Source organism: Paraburkholderia mimosarum LMG 23256 = NBRC 106338 (assembly GCF_000739815.1).
GTDB lineage: Bacteria > Pseudomonadota > Gammaproteobacteria > Burkholderiales > Burkholderiaceae > Paraburkholderia > Paraburkholderia mimosarum.
This window is the reverse complement of the sequence record NZ_BBJJ01000314.1, coordinates 1-1,262: the sequence shown is the minus strand read 5'-3', so window position 1 is coordinate 1,262 and position 1,262 is coordinate 1. Positions and strand designations below refer to the sequence as shown.

Sequence of the window (1,262 nt, the reverse complement as noted above, 5' to 3'; positions counted from 1 at the left end):
CAACAGAACCTTCTTTCTTCACCGGCGCTTCAGACAAATTTTTCGTGTTCTGATTTTACGCTACCTCCTTATCGCGACAGAACCGCTTCAATAACCACTCCCACGAGGTCTGCACGGTGGGGCGCCAGTGCGGCCCGAATCTGGACGGGATCGTTCGGTAACCGCCGCTGGTAGAGAACACGGTCAGTTTCGTCGCTGACCACTACCACGCTGTTATTCGAGTGCAGGTCAATTCCGCTAAACTTGTCCATGCCGGCCTCCTGTGCGTCAAATGGGTCTCGCAACCTCAACTCTACGCCCGCCGCTTCACCACAACGGCGTGGGGCCGGCTATATGATTATCAGATCCATTCAAAATCCCGAACGTAACAGACCAGTGCATCCAAATTGAATCATATTACTGTCGCGGGGAAGCGATGGCCGTGACAAAACCAGTTCGGTATTCTGCATCGCAAGAGGTCGCCCGACGCTGATTTCAGAAGCATGTCATCGCTGAAGTTACCGGCTGAAAGCTTGATTTGGCGAAACGATCATCGCGCATATTCCTCGCACGCATGCATTCGTTACGTGAATCAGTATTATCCAAACAATCGATTTTTTAGTCGACATGGAAATGCCGCATAGTACGTTCCGCGATGTACAGTAACTCCACGTCACGAATGCAGATTTTCATGAGCTGCCTGAACGCAATTGGGCGCTGTCGGCGCGAATATGGCTGTGCCTCATTAGCTCTCGATGCCGCGTCCGGAGGCATGCATCAACGATTTGGTGACGACATGGACATGAAGTGTGTGATGACGGAAGAGGACGGCGGTGCGCCGCCTTCGCCAAGGGAAGCGGCCATCCTTGAGGAAGCATGCTGGCTGGCTGACTCGGGCCGCTATGCCGACTTCACGGACATCGAGCACGTGCTACGTTTTGGTTACGGGCTGACGAATGCCCGGGCCCTGCTTGACCGGTATCCGGTTCGCAGGATGCTGAACCGCCGCTGCGCGGATGCCCGCGAGGAGCGGCTGGTAGGGCGGGGCAGCATGAGGTTCGGTGCTCATCCGATGGCAGAGGACGCATGACACCACGCGAAGCGCAGGACATTCTCCACGCGGCGTTCGTGGCCGCGGCTCTGATCGTGCAGGCCCAGCCGTACCGGAACGACGCGCACGCGCAGCGCCGGTTCGAGCACATCGTCAACCGGCTCCTGTCGGAGCACGTGCCCCGTGGCATGAGCGTGGCAGAGTTTATTCAGTATGCCGGACGACCGGCCTC

General features: G+C 57.2%; 3 protein-coding genes. 2 read left to right on the top strand and 1 reads right to left on the bottom strand.

The window, feature by feature from the left end; genetic code table 11:
* Positions 1 to 68: 68 nt before the first annotated feature.
* Positions 69 to 251 carry a hypothetical protein gene (locus BMI01S_RS37635; RefSeq protein WP_028233106.1) on the bottom strand — a complete coding sequence of 61 codons (183 nt, stop codon included), beginning with the start codon at positions 249 to 251 and terminating at the stop codon, positions 69 to 71.
* Between the two features lie 542 nt (positions 252 to 793).
* On the opposite strand from BMI01S_RS37635, the gene BMI01S_RS37630 reads away from it, so the two are divergent.
* Positions 794 to 1,069, top strand: a complete 276-nt coding sequence (locus tag BMI01S_RS37630) for a hypothetical protein (RefSeq protein ID WP_154671551.1) — start codon at positions 794 to 796, stop codon at positions 1,067 to 1,069.
* Positions 1,066 to 1,262: hypothetical protein (locus tag BMI01S_RS37625; RefSeq protein ID WP_042293538.1), on the top strand; the 197-nt coding region annotated here is incomplete at its 3' end. The genes BMI01S_RS37630 and BMI01S_RS37625, both read left to right, overlap by 4 nt.

Excerpts from the sequence above, each read along its gene's own strand:
- BMI01S_RS37630 (WP_154671551.1), top strand. The coding sequence starts at position 794 with ATGACGGAAGAGGACGGCGGTGCGCCGCCTTCGCCAAGGGAAGCGGCC.
- BMI01S_RS37635 (WP_028233106.1), bottom strand. The coding sequence starts at position 251 with ATGGACAAGTTTAGCGGAATTGACCTGCACTCGAATAACAGCGTGGTA.